This is a genomic window from Clostridium sp. SGI.024, assembly GCF_050315195.1.
Taxonomy (GTDB): domain Bacteria; phylum Bacillota; class Clostridia; order Clostridiales; family Clostridiaceae; genus Clostridium.
The window spans coordinates 58,143-83,204 of sequence record NZ_JBNPON010000002.1 but is presented as its reverse complement, the minus strand read 5'-3'; the positions used below and the strand labels follow the sequence as shown (position 1 = coordinate 83,204).

Genomic DNA, 25,062 nt, shown 5'->3' with positions numbered 1-25,062 from the left:
ATTATAAATTATGTATTGATTGAAGTGTATAATTAAGGATATAAATATTATGGTAATGCTACTAGTAGTAAAGTAGGTAGTAGTAATTATAATATTTATATCCTTTATTTACTTTAGAAATATAAATGCTAAGATAAGAATGTACAGAGTGACCAATATTTTTATGTATAATACTAGGTAAAATTTAACACAGTATTAATGGTGATGAATATGATTTACACAACAAACATTAGTACTGAAATAATTTTAAAGTCAGTTCAAGATTTACATAAGCTTAAAATTTTAATTGAGGTTAATAATTTGGATAAACCCAATTTTAGTGCAATAGCAAGAGAATTAGGAGTAGATAGAAGAACAGTTAAAAAGTATTATGATGGAAATATTAAGAAAGATAGAAAACCTAAGAAATCAAAAATAGATGATTTCTATGATATCATTTCGACACTGCTTTCAGCAGAAACTAAGCAAATATTTTATTATAAATCTCATCTTTATAGATATTTGGTTAGAGAAAAGGGATTAAAATGCTCAAGAAGCGATTTTAATTATTATATTCTAAAACATGAAAATTTTGCAGAATACTTTAAGCCAAAGAAAAAAAGAGATGCTGTAAAATCAGAAACTCCTTTTGGAAAACAAGCGCAGTTTGATTGGAAGGAAGATTTAAAGTTTTCTTTCAGGGACGGTAAAGAATTAACTTTTAATGTTGGTAGCTTAATATTATCAGCTTCTAGATTTAAATACTGGGCAGTTTCTCCTGCTAAATCTCAGGCTTATTTATTTGATTTTTTAGTTAAGGCATTAGAATCATTTGGAGGTGTTCCAGAAGAAATATTTATAGATAATGCATCTACCATGATGGATAAAGCTAGAACTGAAAGTTCCGTCGGCAAAGTTAATCCTAAATTTCAACAGTTTGCTGATGACTTTGGGTTTAACATCGTCCCTTGCGTTAGAGCAAGGCCGAATACTAAGGCTAAGGTTGAAAATCCTATGAGAATTATAGATGAAATAATGAATTATAATGGTCTGCTTGATAATGAACAACAGTTATATGAAAAAATGCAACAGATAACAGATGAAGCTAATTTAAGGATATGTCAAGCTACAGGAATACCGCCAATTTTAGTGTTTAAGAAAGAGAAAGAACATCTTTTACCACTACCGAATGATAAAATATGTTCTTACTACAAAAACACAACAATAAATGCGAAAGTTAATTCCAATTCACTATTTCGCTATAAGGGAAATTTATATTCAGTCCCTATTGATTTTATTGGTAAAAATATTGTTGTTAAAGTTATTGATAATAACTTATATGTTTATTATGGTCAAAAATTAATAACTTTACATACAATTTCTAATAAAAAAATAAATTATCAAGAGAATCATCATTTAGCAATGGTGGGAGTAACATTTAAAAATTCAAGTCAAGAAAACGTTAAAGATTATGCAGTTAAACATTTAGAGGAGATGAAAAAATTTAATGAACAGTTATCAACAATTACAGGAGAATCTACGTGAGCTTAAATTAACACAAATAAGTCTTCAAATAGATGATTATATTAATAAAATAAATGATCATAAAATAAGTATTGTAGATGCCTTAAGTGAATTAACTAGTAAAGAAGTTGAAGTTAAAAATTTTAATGCAGCTCATGCCATGGTTAAAGTAGCTGGCTTTCCGCACCTGAAAGAGTTAAAAGATTTTGATTTTGAGTTTCAACCTAAAATAAATAAACAACAATTTTTAGACTTTGAAAGTTTGAGATTTTTAGAAAATAATAGCAGTATTATTTTAATAGGGAATAGCGGCGTGGGTAAAACCCACCTTGCGACCTCAATTGGAATTGCTGCTGCAAAGAAAAGAGTAAGTACTTATTTTATAAAATGCCAAGATTTAATAGAGCAATTAAAAAAAGCTTACTTGGAGAATAAGCTTGACGATAGGATAAAACATTTTAGTAAATATAAACTTCTTATAATTGATGAAATTGGATATTTACCTATTGGTGAGCAAGAAGCAAAAATGTTTTTTCAGCTTATAGATAGGCGTTATGAAAAGAAAAGTACAATAGTTACTAGTAATATAAATCTATCCGACTGGAATCAAGTATTTGTAGATAATATGTTAGCTAGTGCTATTTTAGATAGACTTGTCCATCATTCTACTATTGTTAATATTCTAGGAAACTCTTATAGAACTGCTACTGCATTATCCAAAATAGCTGATAAAAATAGCTGAATAATTGTACATAAAAATCTTGGCACAATTGTTCAAAAAAATCTTGACATTAATATAGAAAGTATCTTTTAGTAAAGCGCATATTTTATTTAATTCTTCTTTGTTTATATTATAATAGGCTTTATTATCTTTTTTATTTATAGTAACTAGCTTGTTTAGTGATAATGCATTCATATGATATGAAATTGTAGCTGTGGTTAGATTTAGCTTTTGAGCTATTTGTTGACCATACATAGGTTCATTGTTTAGCATTTTTAGAATTTCGTATTTGCTTTTATCGCTTAAGCATTTTAATTTTTCTAGTAGCATCTCTTCTTCGTTCTTTTTTCCTTTTGATAAGTTCATAAGCTCTTGAAATTTATATCCAAAGTAGCATATACTACTTTCATTTATTGGGGTTAGTGGGTTTATATTTTCGCTAAATGAAATTTTTCTGAAGTCTATCATAGATGGATATATTATTAATGGATTAGAATCATCTATTTTAAAGCTGCTAAGTTCTGTTAGGAAATTTTTATCTTTATCCAATTCTCTTTTTAGTTGAGATATAAAATTATTTTTCTCTTTTTCGAATACTGTAAAAGTACTTTCAAAGTTATTTATTGAATCTAAGAATATATTAAAGTACTGTAGTAAATAGTTTTTGCTATCTTCTAATAGTACTGTTAATTTCCATTTGGATTCATAAGAAAAGTCTTTACTATTAATTAAATATTTAAGAAATTCATCTTTGCTAATAGATAAGCTTAGATTTTTATCATCAAAGTTTTCTATTATAAATTTAATTAATTCTTTTAAACATATATTTTTAACATCATCTTCTTCTAATTTTTCTATTTTTTCTATTTTTCCTTTAAGCTGAAGTAGTTCATTTATATTAAAATTTGTAAGAAATATTTCAAATATGGATAAATTACTTTGGTTAAGTCCATCACTAATACTTGAAAAATAAAATTCTATTTTATCCATTTGTATTATGTTTAACTTCTTAAATTTTTCAATAAAATTAAAAAAAGCTTTTAAGTTATTTCTTACAATCAAAAAGAGGTAGGAAGAAGTAAAATGATTACTAATGAAATTGATATAAAAACTATAGAAGAATATTTAAAACCAATAAATGCTGTATCAAGTAATAAAAAACAAAAGAATCCTGACTTTGTAATTTCATTAATAGATAATATGGACAAAGAAAAAAGTTATATATCTTCAATAGGAATTTCTAAAAATCAAATCTACATTTATAAATATATTAACGAAGAGACAGAACTTTATATATATAAATATACAGATGAGAATGTTATTAAGGATTTAAAAGAATTATATAATAAGATGAATTATGAAGAGGAACTGCTTATGAAAAAGTAAATTTAATTTATGGAGGTTTTTATAATGTTTTTTAATTTCTTAATATGTACTGTAGCTATGGTTGTGTCTTGCTTCTTTTTCCAGATTCTATTTTATGCTCTAAATAATAGCATACTAAGACTATTTGTTCCTATTAAAAATAGACTTTCAAAGCTAAAATATAAATCTTTTTTCAAATGGATAATATATGCTATTTTTTTAGGTATATCTGTTACAATAAAAGAATCATTTAATTTAAGTCATTTTTGGCTTGGAATTATAATAGGATTTTTCTATTCACTATCACATAGGTTAGTGGGAGAAAGTGTTTTTTCTGATTAGTATGTGTAATTAGAAAGAGTTATACTATGAAAGGAGTAGAGCTATGGAATTTGCATCTAAGATGGCTATATGGTCAATTTTCAATATAGCTTTAGCTTTAGCTTTTGCAGGATTAGGTATATATATTTTAATACTTTTAATAAAAGCTTTAAAAATTTATATTAAGAAAAATTCATAAGGTATAAGTTGGCTTAATGTTTATTGGTATATTTTTTACTGAAATTAGATTCAGCAAAATCGAACTTATGTAAAGATAAATAAGAAAAGCTTAGTGCGTAAACACTAAGCAGTCCTTAGAAGGTTTTTAGTTTTAGGGCTATTGGTTAGATTTATTTAAAAATAAATAAAATCTTATGAAAAAGCACTATTAATCTTGGTGGGATGGAGTGATTTTTTCATTTGTTTTAAAACTTAGTTTAAAACACTTAATACCTATATTTAGTTCAAATTCTAAAAGTTTAGTTTTTGAGCTTAAAGCCTTTATTATAATTATTAATTAATCATTTAATTCATTTAAAAAAATTCAGTTTACTAAATTTCCACCATAATAATGCATAATGAATTATCTATTACGCATTATGCATTGTAATAGTGTACAATCACAAAACTCTTACTTATTACCTATTCCTTCTTACTTAGCTTTCTATAGCTTCACTCTTCTTCCACACCAAAGAAACTCAGCACAGAGAATATTAAAAAGGTCAATAATATAATTATGATATTTTTAATAGTACTAAAGTTATTAAGTATATTGCTTGTAAGACCATTTAAGATGAAATATATTAGTATAGATAATAAAATAAAAATTATTATATTACTTATAGATAAATCTAGATATATGTGTTTTTGAACTTCTCTAAGGTTAATAAATAAACTTATACTTGAAGTTATAAATAATGTTATACCATAGCCCATTATATTAACACCTGGAATGCCTATAAATATAAATAGACATACAATTTCTATTGAAGATACTATTAATGAATTTCTAAGAATAATTCCTTGTTTGTTTAATCCATTTAATATTCCAAACATTGTACTTGCCGTAAAGAAAATAGGTGCACTTAAGGAGGCTATTTTTATATAATTACCTAAATCATCTCTTCCGTAGAACATCTCTCCTAAGGAATGCGGAATTAAGTTACAGATTACAGTAGTGGCTAAACCTAATAAAAAGGCTATTTTCATAACTTTCTTTATCCTTACAGATGCATTGTAATAATCTCTCCTACTAATAGTTTCAGAAAGATCAGGAACTATTAAGGAATTTATAGACATAATTACTATCATTGGAAAGGTTACAATAGTTAATGCCATACCTGTGAATTTACCAATCATACCTAAGGCTGTTACAGTATCGAATCCAGCAGATACTAATCTTCTTGGAACTAAAAGTGTAGCAGCAGTTCCAAATAAATTTCCTAAAAATCCATTTAAGCATAAAGGAAGTGCTATAATTAATACATTGAATAATAATTGAGATGCTCTTTCAGGCTTTTTAGTTGATACAGGAAGTTTTTTAGTCAGATTTTTATAATAAATAAAAAGTAAAATTAAACTTTGTAATTCACCTATAGCAAGAGATAAATATGCTAAAGTTACAAGAGCTGTAATTGAATTAGCTTTAAATGCATAAATTAGTAATGTTATAGTTATAATACGCATAGCCTTTTCTAAAATATCTATAAAAGAAGGTACCACTATTTTAGAAACTCCATAAAAGTAGCCTTTTAGAATATTAGATAGTGCTATAAATATCATAGCAGGGCAAGTTATTCTAATTGCATTTACTGTTCTAATATCATTAATTCCATATTTACTTATGTAAGGAGCTAAAAAAAACACTGTTACTCCTATAAAAGTAGCCCATATAACATTAAAACTTGCAACAGATTTTACAGTTTTACTTATATTATTGTATTGACCTTTTGATTTATATATAGCAGAAACCTTAGATATTGCAGCTATTATACCAGCAGTCATAAGACAAATAAAAAGGTTATAAATAGGCATAACTAAACTATAAAGTCCAATACCAACAGGGCCTATAAGATTAGATAAGTAAATTGAGAAAATAAATCCCAATATACCTGTAGTTATATTTGATGCTGTCAGAAGGACAGAATTTTTCAGAAAACTATTTTCTTTCAAACTTTTCACCTCCAATTAATACATTTATATCTATTCTTTAGAAGATATAAATATGAATAATGAAAGAATTTAAAATAATAATAAAAAATAATAATAAATTTATATAACTACTAATATAAATATAATGTAACTTATGTAATATGGAGGTTGGGTAAGATGGGAAAAACAATAGTATTGAATTTATCAGATGTAAAGCTAAAGGGAAATATATTAGATGTTGGAGAAAGCTTTGGAGTTATTTACAATATTTCTAAGGAAATAATGAATGAAATATGCGTAGATTATGTGAATGGAGATAATTATCATATTTTAAAGGAAGAAGAGTATGACAGTTGTACTATGTTTTTTTGTTTAAGTAATATATGGAATAACTTAACTAGATTCAAATTAATAGAAGAGGTAAGTAAATATATTAAATCTGGAGGAGAATTATTTATATGGGATATAAATAAAGAGATTAGAGATAGAATAAATAATAAAATAATAGCAGTCCTTCCATCAGGAAAATATAAAGAGTTTGAATTTAAAAATTTAAATCCTATAATAAGGTCAAATATTGAAGAAAATCAAAAACTTCTTGAAAAATATTATATAATAGAAGAAACTAAATTATGGGAGGATATTCATTTTATAAGGGGGAAAAAATTATAGTTTTTAAACTTGAAAGGAGATATACTTATGAAAATTTTACTTACAGCTTTAAACTCTAAGTTCGTACATAGCAATTTAGCTGTTAGATATTTAAAGGCATTTACGAAAGATATGAATTATCAATGTAAAATTAGAGAGTTCTCTATAAATGATAGGGAAGAAAAAATATTAGAAGAAATTATTAAGGAAAGGCCTAATGTTGTAGCCTTTTCTACTTACATATGGAATATAGAAATGATAAGAAGACTTTCAAATTTAATAAAGTTAGTAGATGAAAGTATAGAAATTGTTTATGGAGGGCCAGAAGTTTCCTACGATAGTCAAAACATACTTAAAGAATTAAATGGGGAATATATTATTGAAGGAGAAGGGGAGAAAACTTATAGAGAATTCGTAGAATATAAGCTTGGAGAAAGAGATATAAAATCAATTAGAGGACTTTACTATAAAGAAAATGGTGAAGTATATTCAAATGGTAAAAGACCTTTAATGAATATGAATGAAATAGTTTTTCCTTATGAAGAAGATGAAAATCTAGATAATAAAATAGTATACTATGAAGCAAGTAGAGGATGTCCATTTAATTGTAAATATTGCTTATCATCTACAACTCATGGTGTTAGATTCTTAGATGTAGAAAGAGTAAAGAAAGAATTAAAATACTTTATAGATAAGGAAGTAAGGCTAGTAAAGTTTGTTGATAGAACTTTCAATTGTAATCATAAATTTACAATGGCTATATGGGAGTTTTTAATAAATCAAGAAACTAAAACACAATTCCATTTTGAAATATCAGCAGATATTTTAAAGGAAGCTGAACTTGAATTATTAAGAAAAGCACCTAAGGATAGATTTCAATTTGAAGTAGGAGTTCAAACTACAAATGATGAAGTTTTAAATAAAATAAATAGATTTGTTAATTTTAGTGATATAAAGGAAAAGGTAGATGAACTTCTTAAAATAAGAAATATTAAACAGCATCTTGATTTAATTGCAGGACTTCCTGGAGAAGATTATAATTCTTTTAAAAAATCCTTTAATGATGTATATAGTATAGCTCCAGAAGAGATACAATTGGGATTTTTAAAGCTTCTGAGAGGATCATCAATGAGAGAAGAAGCGCAAGAATATGGTATGAAGTATTCACCATATCCTCCATATGAAATATTAAAAACAAAGGATATAAGTTATGAAGAGCTTATTAAACTTAAAAAGGTAGAAGAAATGGTAGATAAATACTATAATTCTCAAAAATTTAATAACATAATAAAATATTTTATTAATAAGTTTGATACACCTTTTGATTTTTATTATGAATTAGGAGATTATTTTGATAAAAAAGGATACTTTAATAGAAATATAGGAAATAGTGAGTACTATAGAGTATTTTTAGATTTTAATATGGAAATATTAAAAGAAGATAATTTTATATTAAAAGAAATATTAAGATATGATTATTTAAATTTTAATAAAAAAAGAGGAATACCTGATTTCCTTGGTAGGGGTATTGATAAAAAAGAAGAAGAAGAAATAAAAGGAAAATTAAGAGAAGAATATTCATTTAAAAATTACTATTTGGAAGGTTTTAATATAAATATTAAAAAATTTATAGAATCTTCGATAGTAATTAAAGAAAAGGATTATTATTTATTTGGATATGGAGGCGATGTAATAAATATTAAGTAATTTTATTAAATAAAACTTATAAAAATAAATTATAATCAAATAAAAATCATTATTTATGCAAAAAATGAATAAAAATGTTGAAAAAAATAAGGAATAGTGTATAATATAAAAGAAGTAATTAATACTACATAAAGTATTAATTACTATATTATTATTATTTAATATACTAAAGGTGGTGAGATTTTGGCATTAGAAGCAATAAATAATATTAGAAAGTCTGAAGAGCAGGCTGAAAAAATAATTAAAGATGCTACTTTAAGATCAAAGGAAATAATAAAAGAAGCAAGTATATTAGCTGATGAAGAGTACAAAAAAATTATAGATTCTGCTAATTTAAAGAAGAAAGAAATAATTAAAAAAGCAGAAGATGATGGAAATAATGAAGCTAAGCCTATATTAGATAAAGGTGAAATTGAAGTGCAAAAAATAAAGAATATTTCCACTGATAAGAAAAATAATGCTATTAATTTAATCGTTGAGAGGATAGTGAAGATTAATGGCAATAGTTAAGATGAAGAAGTTTACTTTGCTTACCTTTGAATCTAAAAAGCCAAAGTTTTTAAAAGAAGTTCAAGGCTTATCTAATGTTGAATTTATTAATTTACAAGATGAAGGTTTTCTTGAAAAATATGAAGATTTGAAAAAATTATCTAAGGATAATGATGAAGTAGAGTGTTCTAAATATGAAGAAAATTTATCAAAAGCAAAATTTGGAGTTGAATTTTTCAATAAATATGTTCCTAAAAAATCTGGATTAAAGGCGTTAAGAGAAGGAAAAGTATCTTTAACCTTAGATGAATTAGAAGAAAAGGTTAATTCTTCTAATTGGATTAATAGTTATGAAAAGGCTAAGGAAAAGGAAGCTGAGTTATTAAAGTTAGACTCAGAAGTAACAAAATTACAATCTGAAATAGATGTTTTAACTCCATGGGAAAACTTAGATGTTCCTTTAAATGAACTTAAAACATTGAGAAATACATCTTATTATTTAGGAACAATAGCTAAAGGTTATGAGGAAACAATGTTTCAAGAGTTGTCAAATTGTTATGTTGAAATTATTTCAAGAAGTACAAATGACATTAATTTATTAATCTTAGCTAATAATGAATATGATGAAAATATTTCAGAAGTTTTAAGAAGTTTTGGATTTACAGCTTTTAAAACAGAACATGCAGATGTACCATTAAAACTAATTCTAGATTTTAAACATGATATAGAAGAAATTAAATCTAAAAAATTCTTTATTCAAGAAGAAATATCAGATTTTGAAGAAGATTTGAAAATATTAGAATTAGCTTATGACTATTTTGCAAGTAAGGTTGAAAGAAAAAAGGTTTCTAGTAACTTTTTAAAGACTAAAAATGTTTGTGCTATACAAGGTTGGATAGCTGAAGAAGATAGTGAAGACTTAAAAACTATATGTTCAAAAGTTCTAAATGATGACTATTATATAGAGTTTGAAGATGTTAAAGAAGAGGAAATAGATGATGTTCCTATAAAATTAAAAAATGGAGAGTTAGTTTCAGCTTTTGAAAGTATAACTGGAATGTACAGTTATCCAAAATATAATGAAATTGATCCAACTCCACTTCTTACACCATTTTACTTAATATTCTTTGGTATGATGGTTGCTGATGTAGGTTATGGATTATTAGTATTAATAGCTTCAATTATAGCTTTAAAATTTTTGAAACTAAACAATAGTATGAGAGATTTTATGAAATTTTTCTTCTATTTAAGTTTCCCAACAATATTCTTTGGATTAGTTTATGGATCTTTCTTTGGAGATGCAATTACAATGCCATTCAAATTAATAGATACTAATAAGGATGTAATGACAATAGTTGTATTATCTCTAGTCTTAGGAGTTATTCAAATATTCTTTGGACTATTTATTAAAGCTTATAGTTTAATAAGAATAGGTAAAAGTAAAGATGCCTTACTTGATGCAGGTTCTTGGATAATTACATTATTATCACTAGGAGGAATTGCAGCAGTAAAATTCTTAAGTTTACCAAGTTTCTTAAATATACTATTTATTATTACATCAATTATAGGTGCCATATTAATAGTTATTGGTGGTGGAAGAGAAGAAAAATCTTTTGGAGCTAAGGCTGGTCAAGGATTATATGCTTTATATGGTATTACTGGCTATGTAGGGGATTTAGTGTCATATACAAGACTTATGGCATTAGGACTTGCAGGTGGATCTATTGCAGGAGCATTAAATTTATTAATACACACTTTACCAGGAGTGGCTGCAGTATTATTAGGACCAGTATTATTCGTATTATTCCATATATTTAATTTAGGATTATCTTTACTTGGAGCATATGTTCATACGGCAAGACTTCAATATGTTGAATATTTCGGTAAGTTTTATGATGGTGGTGGAAGACCATTTAAAGCGTTTAAAAGTTCAGAAAAGTATATAAGTATCAAAAGAAATTAGGAGGAATTATAAATGGAAATGACATGGATTCAATTTTTTATAGAAAATAATGGAGGAATGATCTTTGCAGCACTTGGAGCAGCACTAGCAGTTGGATTATCAGGTATAGGTTCAGCTAAGGGTGTTGGTATAGTTGGTGAAGCAGCTACAGGTTTAGTTACAGAAGAACCAGAGAAATTTGGTAAGGCTTTAGTTCTTCAATTATTACCAGGTACACAAGGTTTATATGGTTTCGTTATAGGTTTCTTAATATTTACTAAGATGACTTCAGGTATGGCCTTTGAACAAGGTTTATATTTATTAGCAGCAGGACTTCCAATAGCTTTTGCAGGTCTTTGGTCTGGTATAGCTCAAGGTAAAGTTGCAGCATCAGGAATTCAAATATTAGCTAAGAATGAAGAACATAATACTAAAGGTATAATCTTAGCAGCTATGGTTGAAACATACGCATTATTAGGCTTCGTTATTTCATTTATGTTAGTAAATAAAGGATTCTAGGATTGGAGAGAATAGGCGATGGCAAGTATAAGTAATCTAACTTCTAAAATCCTTAGGGATGCCGAAGAAAGAAAGGAAAACATTCTAGCTTCTGCAGAAGAAGAAAAGAATAAAATTCTTTCAAAGAAAGTAGCTAAAGCCAAGGAAATAGAAAAGGAAATTATACATAAGGCTGAGGTTGAGGCTAAGAGCAGAAAAGAAAGAATTTTATCTTCTGCTTCTCTAAAGGTTAGAAATAATAAATTATGTGCAAAGCAAGAAGTAATAAAAGAAGTGTTTGATAAAAGTATAGATGTTTTATCTTCTATAACAGGAGATGATTTTTTAAGATTTATTAAACACACAATACTTTCATTAGGTGAAATAGGAGAACAAAATCTTATTTTAAATAAAGAAGGACTAGAAGTAGTTGATCTAACTTTTATATATGATTTAAACCAAGCATTAGGTGAAAAAGGAAATATAAAGCTTAGCCCTAATGCAGGAAACTTTAAAGGTGGATTTATTCTTGAAAGTAATGGTATAGAAATAAATAATACATATGAAGCTTTAGTAAGTTCATTAAAGGATGAATTGGAGTTTGAAGTAGCAAGTGTGTTATTTAATTAAGGAGGGTAAGAGATGGATGTAATGAAATTTACCCAAGCAGTATCAAGAATATGGGTTTTAGAAACTAGACTTCTTGATAAAGCAAAAGTTGAAAGAATGATTGAAGCCTCATCTGCAAGTGAAGTTCTAAGAATATTAAATGAAACAGAATATTCAAATGTTTCAGCAGGTATTAAAAGAGCAGAAGATTATGAAGAAATTCTAACTGCAGAGTTAAAAAGAGTGTATGATTTAGTTTATGAAATAAGTCCTATTAAAGAAGTTGTAAAAATAATGAACTTAAAATATGACTATCATAATGCTAAAGTTCTTTTAAAAGAAAAAGTATTAGGTAAGGATTTATCATCAATGCTTATAAAGCTTGGAAATATTGATTTACAAGAAATAAAGAGAAAGATAGATTCTGATAATTTAAAAAGCTTAAATGGAACCTTAGGCAAGGGAATTCAAGAAGCAATGAAGTCTTTTGAAGAAACTAAGGATCCACAAAAAATAGATATTATTATAGATAAATACATGTTTAAAGAATTAGTAGAAATAAATAAAGCTTTAAATTATAAGTTTATAGATAACTTAGTTAAGGCTATCATAGACTCTACTAATATAAGAACTTTACTTAGAATAAAGAAACAAAATAAAGGAAGAGATTTTGCTGGAGAAGTTATTTTTGAAGGTGGAGATATAGATAGTAGTAAATTAATTTCCTTAATTAATGAATCACCAGAAAATATAATGTCTAAACTACAAAGTACAATTTATTCTGATTTAATTAAAGAAGGCTTTGAAGGATATATAGCTACTGAATCAGCAAGTCTTTTAGAAAAATTAAGTGATAACTATATTATGGACTTAATGAAAAATTCTAAGTTAGTTACTTTTGGACCAGAAAGATTATTATCTTATATTTATGCTAAGGAAACAGAAATAAAAGTAATAAGAATTATAATGGTTGGCAAGCTTAATAATATTGCTGAGGAAGTAATAAGAGAAAGGTTGCGTGATATATATGCATAAGAAAATAGGCGTAGTTGGAGATAAAGATTCAGTTTTAGCTTTTAAAGCTTTAGGAATTGATGTATTCCCAGTTGTAGAAGCTGAGGAAGCTAGAAAAGCAGTGGATAATTGTGCAAGAAATAATTATGCAGTAATCTTCGTTACTGAGCAAGTAGCTCAAAATATTGAAGAAACAATAGCACGTTACAATGAACAAATACTTCCATCTGTAATATTAATTCCAAGTAATCAAGGCTCATTGAATATTGGACTTAAGAGAATTAGTGATAGTGTGGAAAAAGCTGTTGGCGTTAATATTTTATAGGAAGGTAGGTTAGCACGTTGAAGACCGGAAAGATAATTAAGGTTGCAGGTCCCTTAGTTGTAGCTGAGGGAATGGAAGAAGCAAATATATTCGACATGGTAAAGGTTGGAGAAAAAGGTCTTATTGGAGAAATCATAGAAATGAGAAATGATAAGGCATCTATCCAAGTTTACGAAGAAACTACAGGAATTGGACCAGGGGACCCAGTAGTTACTACTGGAGAACCTTTAAGTATAGAATTAGGACCAGGTCTTATTGAATCTATGTTTGATGGTATTCAAAGACCACTTGATGCCTTTGAAAAGGCTGCAAATTCACCATTCTTAAAGAAGGGTGTAGCTGTTAAATCTTTAAATAGAGAAAGACTTTGGAAGTTTGACCCTACAGCAAAGGTAGGGGATGTAGTAGAAGCTGGAGATATTATTGGAACAGTTCAAGAAACTTCAGTTGTACTTCATAAGATAATGATTCCTTACGGTGTTAAGGGGACTATAAAAGAAATAAAAGAAGGCGAATTTACTATAGTTGATACTGTATGTATAGTAGAAACTGAAAAAGGTGATAAGGAAATAACTTTAATGCAAAAATGGCCAGCAAGAAAAGGAAGACCATTTGCAAGAAAGTTAAAGCCAGAAGCTCCAATGACAACAGGTCAAAGAGTTATAGATACTTTCTTCCCAGTTGCTAAAGGTGGTGCAGCTGCAGTTCCAGGTCCATTCGGAGCAGGTAAAACAGTTGTTCAGCACCAAGTAGCTAAATGGGGAGATACTGAAATAGTTGTATATGTTGGTTGTGGAGAACGTGGTAATGAAATGACAGACGTTCTTAATGAATTCCCAGAACTTAAGGACCCTAAAACTGGTGAAAGCTTAATGAAGAGAACAGTTCTTATAGCAAATACTTCAAATATGCCAGTTGCAGCTAGAGAAGCTTGTATATATACAGGAATAACTATTGCTGAATACTTTAGAGATATGGGATATTCAGTTTCAATCATGGCTGACTCAACATCAAGATGGGCAGAAGCACTAAGAGAAATGTCAGGAAGACTTGAAGAAATGCCAGGGGATGAAGGATATCCAGCTTATCTTGGCTCAAGACTTGCTGATTATTATGAAAGAGCTGGTAAGGTAATATGTTTAGGTAAAGATGGTAGAGAAGGAGCTGTAACAGCTATTGGAGCAGTATCACCTCCAGGAGGAGATTTATCTGAGCCAGTTACTCAAGCAACTCTTAGAATAGTTAAGGTTTTCTGGGGATTAGATGCTCAATTAGCTTATAAGAGACATTTCCCATCAATAAATTGGTTAAATTCATATTCATTATATGCAGATACAATTGATACATGGATGAATGAAGAAGTTGCATCTGATTGGTCAACTTTAAGACAAGAAGCTATGACTTTACTTCAAGAAGAATCAGGACTTCAAGAAATAGTAAGTCTTGTTGGAATTGATGCCTTATCTGAAATGGATAGACTTAAATTAGAAGTATCTAAGTCATTAAGAGAAGACTATCTTCAACAAAATGCCTTCCATGAAGTTGATACATATGCTTCATTAGATAAACAATATAAGATGCTAAAGTTAATACTTCTTTTCAGAAAAGAAGCAGAAAGAGCATTAAAAGCAGGCGTTTATTTAAATAAAATTTTAGGCTTAGATGAAATTAGAGATAAAATAGCAAGAAGTAAGTATATTAATGAAAAGAATATAAATAAGATAGATGAAATTGAATTAGAATTAAAATCTGCTATAGATGCACTAATAACTGAAGAAGGAGGTGTTCTAGATGCTTAGAGAATACAAGACAGTAACAGAAGTTGTAGGACCTTTAATGGTTGTTGAAGGCGTTGAAGGTGTTAAATATGATGAATTAGTTGAAGTTGAACTTCAAACTGGAGAAAAGAGAAGAGGTAAGGTTCTTGAAATTAATGGAACTAAGGCTATGGTTCAGCTTTTTGAAGGATCATCAGGAATTAACTTAAAAGAAACAAAGGCTAGATTCTTAGGAAGACCACTTGAATTAGGTGTTTCTGAAGATATGCTTGGTAGAATATTCGATGGTATGGGACATCCAATTGATAATGGCCCTAACATAATACCTGAAAAAAGATTTGATATAAATGGGGAAGCAATTAATCCTGTATCAAGAGATTATCCTTCAGAATTTATTCAAACAGGTATTTCAGCTATTGATGGACTAAATACCTTAGTAAGAGGACAAAAGTTACCTGTTTTCTCAGCATCAGGACTTCCACATGCACAATTAGCTGCACAAATAGCAAGACAAGCGAGAGTTTTAAACTCAGATGCTAACTTTGCAGTTGTATTTGCTGCTATAGGTATTACCTTCGAAGAATCACAATTCTTCGTTGATGAATTTAATAAAACAGGTGCTATAGATAATTCAGTATTATTTATGAATCTTGCATCTGACCCTGCTATCGAAAGAATAGCAACTCCAAGAATGGCTCTTACTACAGCAGAATACTTAGCTTATGAAAAAGGAATGCATGTACTTGTTATAATGACTGATATAACAAACTATGCAGAAGCATTAAGAGAAGTTTCAGCTGCTAGAAAAGAAGTTCCAGGAAGAAGAGGATATCCAGGATATCTATATACTGACCTTTCAACTTTATATGAAAGAGCAGGAAGACTTAGAGGAAAAGAAGGTTCTATAACTCAAATTCCTATTTTAACAATGCCAGAAGAGGATAAGACACATCCGATTCCTGACTTAACTGGATATATAACAGAAGGACAAATAATTCTTTCAAGAGAGTTATATAAGAAAGGTATTATACCTCCAATAGATGTTCTTCCATCATTATCAAGACTTAAAGATAAAGGTATTGGTAAGAATAAGACTAGAGAAGATCATGCTGATACAATGAACCAATTATTCTCAGCTTATGCTCAAGGTAAGCAAGCAAAAGAATTATCAGCAATCTTAGGTGAATCAGCTTTATCTGATACAGATAAGCAATATGCAAAATTTGCAGAAGCTTTTGAAGAACAATATGTTTCACAAGGCTTTACAACTAATAGAAGTATAGAAGAAACATTAAATTTAGGATGGAAGCTTTTAAAGATACTTCCAAGAACTGAACTTAAGAGAATTAGAGATGAGTATCTTGAAAAGTATATGCCAAAGGGAGATGAAGAATAGCCATGGCAAGATTAAATGTCAATCCTACTAGAATGGAGATGTCTAAGCTAAAGAAAAGATTAGTTACAGCTACAAGAGGACATAAACTTTTAAAGGATAAGCAAGATGAGCTTATGAGACAATTCGTTAATCTTGTCAAATATAATAATGAATTAAGAAAATCTGTTGAAGCAGAGCTTCAAGGAGCACTTAAGGATTTTGTTATGGCTAGGGCTGTTATGAGCTCGGAATTTTTAGAAGAAGCAGTAGCTTATCCAAAAGAAAGTATATCTGTTGAAGTAGGAACTAAAAATATAATGAGTGTTAATGTTCCTAAAATGGATTTTCATAGGCAGCTTGAAGGTGATGAAGGTAGTATATTCCCTTATGGTTTTGCAAGTACATCATCAGAATTAGATGATTCTATTGCTAAATTATATGATATGTTACCTAAATTATTAGAATTAGCAGAAGTTGAAAAATCAACTCAGCTAATGGCAGATGAAATTGAAAAGACTAGAAGAAGAGTTAATGCACTTGAATATATGACTATACCTTCATTACAAGAAACTATTAAATACATTAGAATGAAGTTAGATGAAAATGAAAGAGGAGCTTTAACTAGGCTTATGAAGGTTAAAGATATAATACAAGCAAAAAGCTAACAAAGTTATTATATAATATAAAAAGAATAAAAAATGTAAAATGGGTATAAAACTATTAAATTAGTTTTATACTCATTTATAGTTTTATAGAGAAATTCTATATTTAAATTTGTAATTTGGAACAAATTACTTCTATAATTATGCATTATCCATTACGCATTATGCATTCTAATTTACAGCTCTAATTTTTTTGAAATAATTCGTAATTCTTTTGTCATTGATAAAAATAAGGGTTAATAGTATAATTAGATAATAATTGTTTACATAAGAATTATTTACATAATAAATTTGCATTATTTTTTTAAGGAGCATATTATGAGATATATTTTATCTTTAGTAGTATCATTTTTAATAGTTTATTTTATAACACCATGGTTAATGAAATTATTTAATAAATATAGTTTTACTGATAAACCAACAAAGAGAAAAAAGCATGATAAAGAAACTCCCCTTTGTGGTGGAGTAGCAATGTTTATAGGTTTTTTTATAGTTTATTTTTTAGTTAATAACTATACTTTAACAAAAGAAAAAATTTTAATATTTATAGGATCTTTTCTTATTTTAGCAATAGGTTTAGTTGATGACTTTTATAAATCCAGAGGAAAGGAATTTCCTATATATCCTAGATTAATAATTCAATTAATAGCAGCATTTATAATATATAATGCTGGCATTGTATTTAGAGGTTTTACTAATCCATTTACAGGAAATTATATAGTTTTATCTAGTTTTGTACAATTTATATTAACAATTACGTGGATATTTGGAGTAACAACTGTTATTAACTGGTCAGATGGAATGGATGGACTTGCTGGTGGCTTGTCTCTTATATCATCTATCACCTTTGCAGGAGCAGCAATAATATTAAAACAAAGTGAATCTATTACTATGTCACTAATTGTTTCAGGAGTTACACTTGGATTCTTAAAGTACAATAATTATCCTGCTAAGATTTTTATGGGAGATTCAGGTGCAAACTTCTTAGGATTTATTTTAAGTATAATTGCTTTAGATGGAGCTTTTAAACAAGCAACTTTAATGAGTATATTTATACCAATATTAGCATTAGCAATACCGATATTTGATAATCTTTTTGTAATAGTAAAAAGATTTATTGATGGTAAGCCAGTATATCAAGCAGATAGAAGTCAAATTCATTACAGATTAGAATCAAAGGGATTTACGCCAAAACAAGTTGTAACATATATAAATATGGTTAGTTTAGCTTTTAGTTTAATATCAATTATTCTGTTGTTAATAAAAAGATAGGATTTAGTAGCTATGGCTAATGAAAAATTTGAAATGTAGAATTAGGGTGAAAATATTTATTAGTAATTGAAAATAAATTATATAATAATTTTAAATTTATATTTTTGATTTGGAGCTGTTTATAACAGTTCCTTATTTTATAATTTAAAGTGTAAAATATCAGAGTATTTATTTTAAGGGGGAGAATTATGTATAGGGGAAAATTAGTTAAGCTAAGAGCTTATAGGGAAGAAGATATAGAAAGAGCTGTAGAATTTATAAATGATGAAGAAACTAAAAAATTTCTAGATACCGCCATTCCTTTTCCAATTACTAAATGGCAGGAAGAAGAATGGATAAAAAGTAGGAAAAGTAATAAAGATTTCACTTATGATTTTGCAATTGAAGATTTAGAAACTGGAAAATATATTGGAGGATGCAGTATCAACCATTGTGATGTGAAAAATAGAAACTGTACCATAGGGATAATGCTTGGAGATAAAGATTACTGGGGAAGGGATTATGGTAGTGATGCTTTAAAAGTGTTAATAAAATTTATATTTGAAGAAGTAAATATGGATAAGATAAAACTTGGAGTATTTTCTTTTAATGCTAGAGCAATAGCATGTTATAAAAAAATAGGTTTTATAGAGGAAGGAATATTAAAGAAAGAATTATATAGAAATGGCAAGTATAATGATATTACACTTATGGCTTTATTTAAAGAAGATTACAAAGAATAAAATTTGAATATTTACAAAATTAAGAAAAAGACTTATAATATAAAAAAAGAATGAACAAAACTTATCAAGAGTGGTGGAGGGACTGGCCCTATGATACCCGGCAACCTACAATGTTAATTTTATTTAAATTAATTGTTTTATTTGTGTGGTGCTAATTCCTGTAAGATAAGGGTAATATATAGGCTATTTACGTACCTAAAGGTTATCCTTTAGGTACTTTTTTTAGTAATGAAAAGGGGGCAAGTTATGAATATTAATAATTTATTTAATGAAAAGAAGGTGGTTTTTTCTTTTGAAATATTTCCACCAAAGCAAGAATCAAATATAGATACTATTTATAATACTTTAGAAGAATTAAAAGGTTTAAGTCCAGATTTTATAAGTGTAACCTATGGGGCAGGTGGAAGCTTATCTAAAAATATGACTTGTGAGATATCTTCTATAATCAAAAATAAATATAAGATAGAGCCATTAGCACATTTAACTTGTATTAATTCTACTAAAGAGCAAGTAGATAAGATTTTAAATGATTTAAAAAAAGAAGGAATAGAAAATGTTTTAGCTTTAAGAGGTGATATTCCAATTGATTTTGATGGAAAAAGTGATTTTAAATATGCTAGCGATTTAATAAAGCATATTAAATTAAGAAATGACTTTAATATAGTTGGAGCTTGTTATCCTGAGGGGCATTTAGATAGCAAGTCTTATGAAGATGATTTAATAAATTTAAAGAAAAAACAAGAAGCTGGAGCAACGCATTTAATATCACAACTGTTTTTTGATAATGAGTATTTTTATAATTTCTTAGAGCAAAAAGAAAAGTATGGAATATCTATTCCAATTCAAGCTGGAATTATGCCTGTTATAAACACAAAACAAATAAAGAGAATAGTATCATTATGTGGTGCTAAAGTTCCAAATAAGTTTATAAAGATTATGAATAAATATGAATATAATCCAGAGGCATTAAGAGATGCTGGAATTGCATATGCAACTGAACAAATTATAGATTTAATATCTACTGGAGTTCAGGGTATTCATTTATATACAATGAATAACCCTTATGTGGCTAAGAAAATAAGTGAAAGCATTTCATCCATTGTTAATACTATAAATACTTTAGAAAATGAGGTAAATTAAATTTATAAATATAGTGGAGGTATATTGTATGGAAAAAGTTGAAAGTTTTGAATTAGATCATAGAATAGTTAAGGCACCTTATATAAGGAAATGTTGTTTGCTAGAAGGAAAAAATGGAGATAAGGTAACTAAGTTCGATATTAGATTTTTACAACCTAATAAAGAAGCTTTTGGAACAGCAGCTATGCATGGATTAGAGCATTTACTAGCTTATGAACTTAGAGATAAAGTTGAAGGGATTATTGATTTTTCTCCAATGGGATGTAGAACAGGTTTTTATTTAAGCATTTGGGGAGATAGAGATTCAAAGGAGATAAAAGTAGCTTTAGAAGCTGCTTTAGAAGAGGTTTTAAAGGCTACTGAAATTCCAGCTGCTAATGAAGTACAATGTGGAAATTATAGAGATTTATCTTTATTTGGAGCTAAGGAATATGCAAAAGAAGCATTAAAAAAAGGTTTTTCATTAAGTATATATGGAGAAAAATAAAAATATTTTTCATTGCATTCTAATTGTGAAATTAGAATGCATTTTTTTGTTTAACAAATACAAAATATGTGATAATATTAAATAGATAGAAAATTTAGAAAATTTTTAAAATTTCAAAAATATTTTGTGGAGATGATTTAATGGACAAGTGTAGTAAGTTCAAAGATTTAAAATCATTTATCCAAGAAGGAAACGATGATGAAAGCTCTTTAATTGCAGTTTTACATCAGGCTCAGAACCTTTATGGATATTTGGGAAGGGATGTGCAGGAATATATAGCAGAAATGCTAAATATACCAGTTTCAAAGGTTTATGGTGTAATAACTTTTTATTCATATTTTTCAACTGAGCCAAAAGGGAAATATGTTATTAGCATTTGTACTGGAACTGCTTGCTTTGTAAGAGGGGCAAATGATATATTAGAGGATTTTAGAAAAGTGTTAGGTATTAAAGAAGGGGAAACAACTGAAGATAAATTATTTACATTAGATACTTTAAGATGTGTTGGTTCCTGTGCAATTGCACCAGTAGTACTAGTTAATGATAAGGTTTACGGACACTTTACAAAGCCTCAAGTTACTGAATTAATTAATAATTTAAGGGAGCGGGGTTAATATGGAAAAAATAAGGGATTATAAAGATTTACTAAATAAAGTTAGTGAATATAAAAGTAAAATTGAAGTAAGGCAAAATCCAGAAAAGTTCAATAATGGAATAATAGAGGAGAGACATATATTAATATGTGGAGGTCCTGGATGTAAAGCTTCAAGAGCAGATAAAATAGAAGAAAAGTTTAAAGAAGAAATAGAAAGATTAGGATTGCAAGAAAAAGTAAAAGTAATAATGACAGGATGCTTTGGATTTTGTGCTAAGGGACCAGTTATAGAAATTATGCCTGATAAGGTTTTTTATATTGAAGTTAAAGATGAGGATGTTAAGGAAATAATAGAAAGTCATATACTTAATGGAGAAGTTGTTGAAAGATTATTATATGAGGATAAAGAGACCAAAGAAAGAATAAGAGTAAAAGAAGAAATACCATTTTATAAAAAGCAAGTAAAAATAGCTTTAAAAAATTGTGGAGTAATAGACCCTGAAAATATGGAAGATGCGTTAGCAGTTGGAGCTTATACAGCATTAGGAAAAGCTATAACCTCTATGACAAAAGAGGAAGTTATAAAGGAGATTACAGAATCAGGACTAAGAGGAAGAGGTGGTGGAGGATTTCCAACAGGTAGAAAGTGGGATGCTACAAGAAGAGCAGAAGGGGATATAAAGTATGTAATTTGCAACGCCGATGAAGGAGATCCAGGTGCATTTATGGATAGAGCTATATTAGAAGGAGATCCTAACTCTGTATTAGAAGCTATGGCTATTTGTGGATATGCTATAGGAGCAAGTAAGGGCTATATTTATATTAGAGCTGAATATCCTTTAGCAGTGCATAGATTAAAAGTAGCAATTGCTCAAGCTAGAGAAATTGGAGTACTTGGGGAAAATATATTAAATACTGGCTTTAATTTTGATATTGAAATTAAGTATGGTGCTGGAGCTTTTGTATGTGGTGAGGCAACAGCTTTGATACATTCCATTGAAGGTCAAAGAGGAGAGCCAACTATGAAACCACCTAGAACTTCAGAAAAAGGATTATGGCAAAAACCTACCTGCGTTAATAATGTGGAAACCTTCGCAAATATTTGTCAAATAATTAACAATGGAGCTAATTGGTATAGTAGTATAGGAGCAAAAAAATCAACAGGGACAAAAGTTTTTGCATTAGCTGGGAATATAAATAATGTAGGACTAGTTGAAGTACCAATGGGAATTCCTTTAAGAGACATAATATATGAAATAGGTGGAGGATTAACAGACAATAAAGAACTTAAAGCAGTACAAACAGGAGGTCCTTCAGGTGGATGTATTCCTATAGAATATTTAGATTTACCAATAGAATACGATACACTTACTAGCATTGGTTCTATGATGGGATCTGGTGGCATGATAGTAATGGATGAAAATAACTGTATGGTAGACATAGCCAAGTTCTATTTAGAATTTAGTGTTGATGAATCCTGTGGAAAGTGCACTCCATGTAGAATTGGTAATAAAAGAATATTAGAAATAATAGAAAAAATTACTACAGGAAAGGCTGAAGAGGAAGATTTAAATAAATTAGAAGCGCTTTGTGAAGTTGTAAAGGATGCATCTTTGTGTGGTTTAGGTGAAGCAGCTCCAAATCCTGTATTAAGTACTATTAAATTTTTTAAAGATGAATATTTAGAACATATTATAAAGAAAAAATGTAAAGCAGGAGTATGTAAACAGTTAGTAAAATATGATATTACACAGGAATGTATAGGATGTACTAAGTGCTTGAGAGCTTGTCCAGTGTTAGCAATAAAAGGAAAACTCAGAGAACATCATGTTATAGATATTAATAAGTGTATAAGATGTGGATTGTGCTTTGAAGCATGTCCTACAAAAGCCATAATTAAGACTAGCTTAGGAGGGGATAATTAATGGTTAATGCAAAGATAAATGGTATTAATATAGAGGTAGAAAAGGGTACAAGTATTTTAGATGCAGCAAAAAAGATTAATATACACTTACCAACATTATGCCATATGTATATGGTAGATGGAAAAACAAGAAATTGTAAGGGAACTTGCAGAGTATGTGTTGTTGAAATAGAAGGTAAAGATGGATTAGTACCATCCTGTGCTACAGAAGTAGGGGAAGGAATGTCTATAAAGACTAATTCATTAAAGGCTATTAGAGCAAGGAGAATTATAACTGAACTTTTACTATCAGATCATCCTATGGATTGTTTGAAATGTGAAAAAAATAACATTTGTGAGTTGCAAAATTTAGCAGCAGAACTAGGTATACATGAAAATTCTTATGAAGGGGAAAGAAATATATTTGATTTAGATATTTCTGAGGGCTTTGTAAGAGATAGAGAAAAGTGTATATTGTGTAGAAGGTGTGTAACAGCATGTAATGATTTGCAAAAGGTAAATGCTATAACAGTAGCAGATAGAGGCTTTAAAAGTAATATTTCAACATTTTGTAATGAAAGTATAGTAAATAGTAATTGTACTTATTGTGGTCAATGCATAGCTGTTTGTCCTACAGGTGCATTAAGAGAAAAGATGAATTACAAAAAGGTTTGGGAATTATTAGATGGAAATAAATATGTCATTACCCAAATAGCTCCAGCGGTAAGATATGCTTTAGCAGAAGAATTTGGAATGGATTCAGGAAAATTATCCATAGGTAAAATAGTAGCTGCATTAAAATTATTAGGCTTTAATTTAGTATTCGATACTAATTTTGCTGCTGATTTAACTATAATGGAAGAAGCAAATGAATTTTTAGAAAGATTTGAATGCGGTAAAAATTTACCTCTTATTACTAGTTGTTGTCCAGCGTGGATAAAATTTGCTGAAAATAATTATGCTGACAAAATAGAGCTTATTTCAAGTTGTAAATCACCACAACAAATGTTTGGAGCTATTGCCAAAAATTATCTACCAAATAAATTAGGACTTAATAAAGATAATATAAAAGTTGTATCAATTATGCCATGTATATCTAAAAAGCAAGAAGCTAATAGAGAAGAAATGAAAAGTGAAGATAAAATAAAAGATGTAGATATAGTAATAACTACAAGGGAACTTGCTAAGTTAATAAGAGAAGCAGGAATAGATATAGTTAATCTAGAAGATAGTGATTTTGATAATCCATTAGGAGAATCAAGTGGAGCAGGAGCCATATTTGGAGCAAGTGGTGGAGTTATGGAAGCTGCTTTAAGAACTTCTTATGAATGGATTACAGGAAATACTTTAGAAAAGGTTGACTTTGAAGATGTAAGAGGCTTAGAAGGTATTAAGGAAGCTAAGATAGAGATTAATGGTAAAGAAATAAATATAGCTGTAGTTAGCTCCCTAGGAAATGCTAAGAAGGTTATGGATGATTTAAAATCTGGAAAGTCAAAATATCAATTTATTGAAGTTATGGCTTGTCTAGGTGGCTGTATAAATGGTGGAGGACAACCTTATATAAAATCAAATAGGGAAGTGTTAAAAAGTAGAATGGATTCTATTTATATAGAGGATAGGGAAAAAACAATTAGAAAATCTCATGAAAATCCTATGATAAAAGAACTATACGATGAATATCTTATTAAACCTAATAGTGAAATAGCTCATAGTATTTTACATGTTAATTACAAAAAGTGATATTATTTATAAAAATAGGGGAATTATTCTCCTATTTTTATTTTTTTGATTTAAAAAATATATTTATTTAGCGAAAAACAAAAATAGTT

25 protein-coding genes and 1 riboswitch are annotated in these 25,062 nt (G+C 28.3%); of the genes, 23 read left to right on the top strand and 2 right to left on the bottom strand.

Features of this window, described 5'->3' with window-relative positions; genetic code table 11:
* Nucleotides 1-210: 210 nt before the first annotated feature.
* Both istA and istB read left to right on the top strand, forming a co-directional pair.
* Entirely contained in the window at nucleotides 211-1,524 is a 1,314-nt protein-coding gene (istA, locus tag ACQRD5_RS01225; RefSeq protein ID WP_291632147.1) for an IS21 family transposase, read from the top strand.
* Nucleotides 1,487-2,245 (top strand): IS21-like element helper ATPase IstB, encoded by a 759-nt coding sequence (gene istB, locus ACQRD5_RS01220; protein WP_291632146.1) that lies wholly within the window; start codon nucleotides 1,487-1,489, stop codon nucleotides 2,243-2,245. Before istA ends, istB begins: the two co-directional genes overlap by 38 nt.
* Here the strand turns inward: istB and ACQRD5_RS01215 are convergent.
* Nucleotides 2,216-3,214: an ArsR/SmtB family transcription factor gene (locus ACQRD5_RS01215; protein ID WP_427746424.1), complete on the bottom strand. Its 999-nt coding sequence runs from the start codon at nucleotides 3,212-3,214 to the stop codon at nucleotides 2,216-2,218. The two genes, istB and ACQRD5_RS01215, sit on opposite strands and share 30 nt — an antisense overlap.
* Before the next feature lie 93 nt (nucleotides 3,215-3,307).
* Here ACQRD5_RS01215 and ACQRD5_RS01210 point away from each other — a divergent pair, with 93 nt between their 5' ends.
* Genes ACQRD5_RS01210 through ACQRD5_RS01200 form a run of 3 tightly spaced genes read left to right on the top strand, consistent with a single transcriptional unit; the run spans nucleotide 3,308 to nucleotide 4,109 of the window.
* Nucleotides 3,308-3,610: a hypothetical protein gene (locus tag ACQRD5_RS01210; RefSeq protein ID WP_294168313.1), complete on the top strand. Its 303-nt coding sequence runs from the start codon at nucleotides 3,308-3,310 to the stop codon at nucleotides 3,608-3,610.
* A gap of 24 nt (nucleotides 3,611-3,634) precedes the next feature.
* A complete protein-coding gene (locus ACQRD5_RS01205) occupies nucleotides 3,635-3,931 on the top strand; it encodes a hypothetical protein (RefSeq protein ID WP_427746423.1) in 297 nt (98 codons plus the stop codon).
* A gap of 43 nt (nucleotides 3,932-3,974) precedes the next feature.
* The gene (locus ACQRD5_RS01200) at nucleotides 3,975-4,109 is read left to right on the top strand and encodes a hypothetical protein (RefSeq protein WP_294168314.1); all 135 of its coding nucleotides are present in this window, start codon (nucleotides 3,975-3,977) and stop codon (nucleotides 4,107-4,109) included.
* Nucleotides 4,110-4,582: 473 nt separating this feature from the next.
* On the opposite strand, the gene spoVB is transcribed toward ACQRD5_RS01200, so the two are convergent.
* Nucleotides 4,583-6,082, bottom strand: coding sequence for a stage V sporulation protein B (gene spoVB, locus ACQRD5_RS01195; protein ID WP_294168315.1), 1,500 nt, complete (start codon nucleotides 6,080-6,082; stop codon nucleotides 4,583-4,585).
* A gap of 156 nt (nucleotides 6,083-6,238) precedes the next feature.
* On the opposite strand from spoVB, the gene ACQRD5_RS01190 reads away from it, so the two are divergent.
* The 18 genes from ACQRD5_RS01190 (at nucleotide 6,239) to ACQRD5_RS01105 (ending at nucleotide 24,973) form a co-directional block, all read left to right on the top strand.
* Nucleotides 6,239-6,733 (top strand): hypothetical protein, encoded by a 495-nt coding sequence (locus tag ACQRD5_RS01190; RefSeq protein ID WP_294168317.1) that lies wholly within the window; start codon nucleotides 6,239-6,241, stop codon nucleotides 6,731-6,733.
* Nucleotides 6,734-6,760: 27 nt separating this feature from the next.
* Entirely contained in the window at nucleotides 6,761-8,419 is a 1,659-nt protein-coding gene (locus ACQRD5_RS01185) for a B12-binding domain-containing radical SAM protein (RefSeq protein ID WP_427746422.1), read from the top strand.
* Between the two features lie 183 nt (nucleotides 8,420-8,602).
* Complete coding sequence (locus tag ACQRD5_RS01180; protein ID WP_291626718.1) at nucleotides 8,603-8,929, top strand: ATPase; 327 nt, start codon at nucleotides 8,603-8,605, stop codon at nucleotides 8,927-8,929.
* On the top strand, nucleotides 8,916-10,871 hold the full coding sequence (locus ACQRD5_RS01175; protein ID WP_294168405.1) for a V-type ATP synthase subunit I: 1,956 nt from the start codon (nucleotides 8,916-8,918) through the stop codon (nucleotides 10,869-10,871). The genes ACQRD5_RS01180 and ACQRD5_RS01175 overlap by 14 nt, the downstream gene beginning before the upstream one ends.
* 12 nt (nucleotides 10,872-10,883) lie before the next feature.
* Entirely contained in the window at nucleotides 10,884-11,369 is a 486-nt protein-coding gene (locus tag ACQRD5_RS01170) for a V-type ATP synthase subunit K (protein ID WP_291626714.1), read from the top strand.
* 18 nt (nucleotides 11,370-11,387) lie between these two features.
* The gene (locus ACQRD5_RS01165) at nucleotides 11,388-11,978 is read left to right on the top strand and encodes a V-type ATP synthase subunit E (protein ID WP_291626712.1); all 591 of its coding nucleotides are present in this window, start codon (nucleotides 11,388-11,390) and stop codon (nucleotides 11,976-11,978) included.
* Between the two features lie 12 nt (nucleotides 11,979-11,990).
* Entirely contained in the window at nucleotides 11,991-12,992 is a 1,002-nt protein-coding gene (locus ACQRD5_RS01160; protein ID WP_294168408.1) for a V-type ATP synthase subunit C, read from the top strand.
* Nucleotides 12,985-13,296: a V-type ATP synthase subunit F gene (locus tag ACQRD5_RS01155; RefSeq protein ID WP_291626710.1), complete on the top strand. Its 312-nt coding sequence runs from the start codon at nucleotides 12,985-12,987 to the stop codon at nucleotides 13,294-13,296. Before ACQRD5_RS01160 ends, ACQRD5_RS01155 begins: the two co-directional genes overlap by 8 nt.
* A gap of 17 nt (nucleotides 13,297-13,313) precedes the next feature.
* Nucleotides 13,314-15,095 (top strand): V-type ATP synthase subunit A, encoded by a 1,782-nt coding sequence (locus tag ACQRD5_RS01150; protein WP_291626709.1) that lies wholly within the window; start codon nucleotides 13,314-13,316, stop codon nucleotides 15,093-15,095.
* Nucleotides 15,088-16,470 carry a V-type ATP synthase subunit B gene (locus tag ACQRD5_RS01145; RefSeq protein WP_291626708.1) on the top strand — a complete coding sequence of 461 codons (1,383 nt, stop codon included), beginning with the start codon at nucleotides 15,088-15,090 and terminating at the stop codon, nucleotides 16,468-16,470. Before ACQRD5_RS01150 ends, ACQRD5_RS01145 begins: the two co-directional genes overlap by 8 nt.
* Before the next feature lie 2 nt (nucleotides 16,471-16,472).
* The gene (locus ACQRD5_RS01140) at nucleotides 16,473-17,114 is read left to right on the top strand and encodes a V-type ATP synthase subunit D (protein WP_291626707.1); all 642 of its coding nucleotides are present in this window, start codon (nucleotides 16,473-16,475) and stop codon (nucleotides 17,112-17,114) included.
* A 315-nt stretch (nucleotides 17,115-17,429) separates the two neighbouring features.
* Nucleotides 17,430-18,383, top strand: a complete 954-nt coding sequence (locus tag ACQRD5_RS01135) for an MraY family glycosyltransferase (RefSeq protein WP_291626706.1) — start codon at nucleotides 17,430-17,432, stop codon at nucleotides 18,381-18,383.
* Between the two features lie 188 nt (nucleotides 18,384-18,571).
* On the top strand, nucleotides 18,572-19,105 hold the full coding sequence (locus tag ACQRD5_RS01130) for a GNAT family N-acetyltransferase (RefSeq protein ID WP_291626704.1): 534 nt from the start codon (nucleotides 18,572-18,574) through the stop codon (nucleotides 19,103-19,105).
* A gap of 58 nt (nucleotides 19,106-19,163) precedes the next feature.
* A riboswitch (SAM riboswitch) is annotated at nucleotides 19,164-19,277 on the top strand.
* 74 nt (nucleotides 19,278-19,351) lie between these two features.
* Nucleotides 19,352-20,245: a methylenetetrahydrofolate reductase [NAD(P)H] gene (gene metF, locus ACQRD5_RS01125; protein ID WP_291626702.1), complete on the top strand. Its 894-nt coding sequence runs from the start codon at nucleotides 19,352-19,354 to the stop codon at nucleotides 20,243-20,245.
* Nucleotides 20,246-20,273: 28 nt separating this feature from the next.
* On the top strand, nucleotides 20,274-20,732 hold the full coding sequence (locus tag ACQRD5_RS01120; RefSeq protein WP_294169401.1) for an S-ribosylhomocysteine lyase: 459 nt from the start codon (nucleotides 20,274-20,276) through the stop codon (nucleotides 20,730-20,732).
* Nucleotides 20,733-20,872: 140 nt separating this feature from the next.
* Nucleotides 20,873-21,346 (top strand): complex I 24 kDa subunit family protein, encoded by a 474-nt coding sequence (locus tag ACQRD5_RS01115; RefSeq protein WP_291626700.1) that lies wholly within the window; start codon nucleotides 20,873-20,875, stop codon nucleotides 21,344-21,346.
* A gap of 1 nt (nucleotide 21,347) precedes the next feature.
* On the top strand, nucleotides 21,348-23,252 hold the full coding sequence (locus ACQRD5_RS01110) for an NADH-ubiquinone oxidoreductase-F iron-sulfur binding region domain-containing protein (RefSeq protein ID WP_291626698.1): 1,905 nt from the start codon (nucleotides 21,348-21,350) through the stop codon (nucleotides 23,250-23,252).
* The gene (locus ACQRD5_RS01105) at nucleotides 23,252-24,973 is read left to right on the top strand and encodes an NADH-dependent [FeFe] hydrogenase, group A6 (RefSeq protein ID WP_427746421.1); all 1,722 of its coding nucleotides are present in this window, start codon (nucleotides 23,252-23,254) and stop codon (nucleotides 24,971-24,973) included. Before ACQRD5_RS01110 ends, ACQRD5_RS01105 begins: the two co-directional genes overlap by 1 nt.
* The last annotated feature ends 89 nt before the right edge of the window (nucleotides 24,974-25,062 follow it).

Excerpts from the sequence above, each read along its gene's own strand:
- istA (WP_291632147.1), top strand. The coding sequence starts at position 211 with ATGATTTACACAACAAACATTAGTACTGAAATAATTTTAAAGTCAGTT.
- istB (WP_291632146.1), top strand. The coding sequence starts at position 1,487 with ATGAACAGTTATCAACAATTACAGGAGAATCTACGTGAGCTTAAATTA.
- ACQRD5_RS01215 (WP_427746424.1), bottom strand. The coding sequence starts at position 3,214 with ATGGATAAAATAGAATTTTATTTTTCAAGTATTAGTGATGGACTTAAC.
- ACQRD5_RS01210 (WP_294168313.1), top strand. The coding sequence starts at position 3,308 with ATGATTACTAATGAAATTGATATAAAAACTATAGAAGAATATTTAAAA.
- ACQRD5_RS01205 (WP_427746423.1), top strand. The coding sequence starts at position 3,635 with ATGTTTTTTAATTTCTTAATATGTACTGTAGCTATGGTTGTGTCTTGC.
- ACQRD5_RS01200 (WP_294168314.1), top strand. The coding sequence starts at position 3,975 with ATGGAATTTGCATCTAAGATGGCTATATGGTCAATTTTCAATATAGCT.
- ACQRD5_RS01190 (WP_294168317.1), top strand. The coding sequence starts at position 6,239 with ATGGGAAAAACAATAGTATTGAATTTATCAGATGTAAAGCTAAAGGGA.
- ACQRD5_RS01185 (WP_427746422.1), top strand. The coding sequence starts at position 6,761 with ATGAAAATTTTACTTACAGCTTTAAACTCTAAGTTCGTACATAGCAAT.
- ACQRD5_RS01175 (WP_294168405.1), top strand. The coding sequence starts at position 8,916 with ATGGCAATAGTTAAGATGAAGAAGTTTACTTTGCTTACCTTTGAATCT.
- ACQRD5_RS01170 (WP_291626714.1), top strand. The coding sequence starts at position 10,884 with ATGGAAATGACATGGATTCAATTTTTTATAGAAAATAATGGAGGAATG.
- ACQRD5_RS01165 (WP_291626712.1), top strand. The coding sequence starts at position 11,388 with ATGGCAAGTATAAGTAATCTAACTTCTAAAATCCTTAGGGATGCCGAA.
- ACQRD5_RS01160 (WP_294168408.1), top strand. The coding sequence starts at position 11,991 with ATGGATGTAATGAAATTTACCCAAGCAGTATCAAGAATATGGGTTTTA.
- ACQRD5_RS01155 (WP_291626710.1), top strand. The coding sequence starts at position 12,985 with ATGCATAAGAAAATAGGCGTAGTTGGAGATAAAGATTCAGTTTTAGCT.
- ACQRD5_RS01145 (WP_291626708.1), top strand. The coding sequence starts at position 15,088 with ATGCTTAGAGAATACAAGACAGTAACAGAAGTTGTAGGACCTTTAATG.
- ACQRD5_RS01140 (WP_291626707.1), top strand. The coding sequence starts at position 16,473 with ATGGCAAGATTAAATGTCAATCCTACTAGAATGGAGATGTCTAAGCTA.
- ACQRD5_RS01135 (WP_291626706.1), top strand. The coding sequence starts at position 17,430 with ATGAGATATATTTTATCTTTAGTAGTATCATTTTTAATAGTTTATTTT.
- ACQRD5_RS01130 (WP_291626704.1), top strand. The coding sequence starts at position 18,572 with ATGTATAGGGGAAAATTAGTTAAGCTAAGAGCTTATAGGGAAGAAGAT.
- metF (WP_291626702.1), top strand. The coding sequence starts at position 19,352 with ATGAATATTAATAATTTATTTAATGAAAAGAAGGTGGTTTTTTCTTTT.
- ACQRD5_RS01120 (WP_294169401.1), top strand. The coding sequence starts at position 20,274 with ATGGAAAAAGTTGAAAGTTTTGAATTAGATCATAGAATAGTTAAGGCA.
- ACQRD5_RS01115 (WP_291626700.1), top strand. The coding sequence starts at position 20,873 with ATGGACAAGTGTAGTAAGTTCAAAGATTTAAAATCATTTATCCAAGAA.
- ACQRD5_RS01110 (WP_291626698.1), top strand. The coding sequence starts at position 21,348 with ATGGAAAAAATAAGGGATTATAAAGATTTACTAAATAAAGTTAGTGAA.
- ACQRD5_RS01105 (WP_427746421.1), top strand. The coding sequence starts at position 23,252 with ATGGTTAATGCAAAGATAAATGGTATTAATATAGAGGTAGAAAAGGGT.